The 1235-nt window shown below is 64.9% G+C and carries 2 protein-coding genes; both read right to left on the bottom strand.

Going from position 1 to position 1235, the window contains the following annotated elements:
• The coding region (locus ENZ74_RS32150; RefSeq protein ID WP_206522387.1) for a GMC family oxidoreductase N-terminal domain-containing protein at positions 1–460 on the bottom strand (460 nt) is incomplete at its 3' end.
• Positions 457–1235, bottom strand: a 779-nt coding sequence (locus ENZ74_RS32145) for an FGGY-family carbohydrate kinase (RefSeq protein ID WP_245471056.1), incomplete at its 5' end; no start/stop codon positions are given. The genes ENZ74_RS32145 and ENZ74_RS32150, both read right to left, overlap by 4 nt.

Genomic DNA, 1235 nt, shown 5'->3' with positions numbered 1-1235 from the left:
CGCCCCGCCACTCGCCGCCGCTGCCGTGCATGGCGCTCTTGCCACCATGGAAGTCTTCCGACTTGAGGAAGTAAGGCAGGACATCGTCCCAGCCCCAGCCGGCATTGCCGGCCTGGCGCCAGCCATCATAGTCGGCAGCCTGGCCGCGCATGTAGATCATGCCGTTGATCGATGAACAGCCGCCGAGCACCTTGCCGCGCGGATAGTTGAGGCTGCGTCCGTTGAGACCGGCTTCCGGCTCGGTCTTCATCATCCAGTCGGTACGCGGGTTGCCCATGCAGAAGAGATAGCCGATCGGGATATCGACCCAGTGATAGCGGTCGCTGCCGCCGGCCTCGAGCAGCAGCACCTTGTTGCGCGGATCGGCCGAGAGCCGGTTGGCGAGCACGCAGCCGGCGGAGCCGGCACCGACGATGACGTAGTCGTAACTGCCGAACGGAGACGGTGAAGCTTCGGTCACGTGCGCGCCTGCTGTCCGGCGATGCGCTCCCACATCGGGGTCATCGCCTGGTTGATCTCGCCATAGAGTCGATACCGCCGTGCGTATGCGTGAGCAACCGTCTCGTTGGGTACAAAATGTCGGGCGGCCGCTGTCATGGCGGTTGCACCGGCACTGTAGTCCGCGAAAATGCCGACGCCGGTGCCCGCCGCGATCGCCGCTCCCAGCGCGCCGGTTTCGCGGCTGCGCGCCACGGTGACGGGCACGCCGAGCACATCGGCGAAAATCTGCGGCCAGACGCTGCTGCGCGAGCCGCCGCCGGACAACACCACCTGGTCGAAATCGGCGCCCGCTTTGTGCAAGGTCTCGACATGGCGCTTGTGCTCGAAGGCGACCCCCTCGAACAGCGCACGCAGCAGATGGGCTCGGCTGTGCCAGCCGGCGATGCCGTAGAAGCCGGCGCGCGCATGGCCATTCTGCTGCGAGCCATAAAGGAAGGGATGATAGATCGGGATGTCGCTGTTGGGATCGACGGACGCCACCAGTTCGCTGCACAATTCGAATGGCGACTTGCCGGCTTCGCCGCCATGTTCGAGGAATTCGCGAACGATCCATTCGAGATTGGCGGCCGAGGTGGCACTGGATTCGATCGCCAGATAGCGCTGGCGATCGAAAGTCGACAGCATGAAGATCGAAGGGTCGCGGATCGGCTTGTCGGTGATGACCTGGTTGATGCTCCAGGTTCCGGCGATGACCGAGGCGGCACCGGTTCTGGTCACGCCCGAACCGACCGCGC

This window comes from Mesorhizobium sp. M7A.F.Ca.CA.002.15.2.1 (assembly GCF_003998715.1).
GTDB lineage: Bacteria > Pseudomonadota > Alphaproteobacteria > Rhizobiales > Rhizobiaceae > Mesorhizobium > Mesorhizobium ciceri.
Note: the sequence above shows the minus strand (reverse complement) of the source record. Positions and strands in the feature narration are given on the sequence as shown.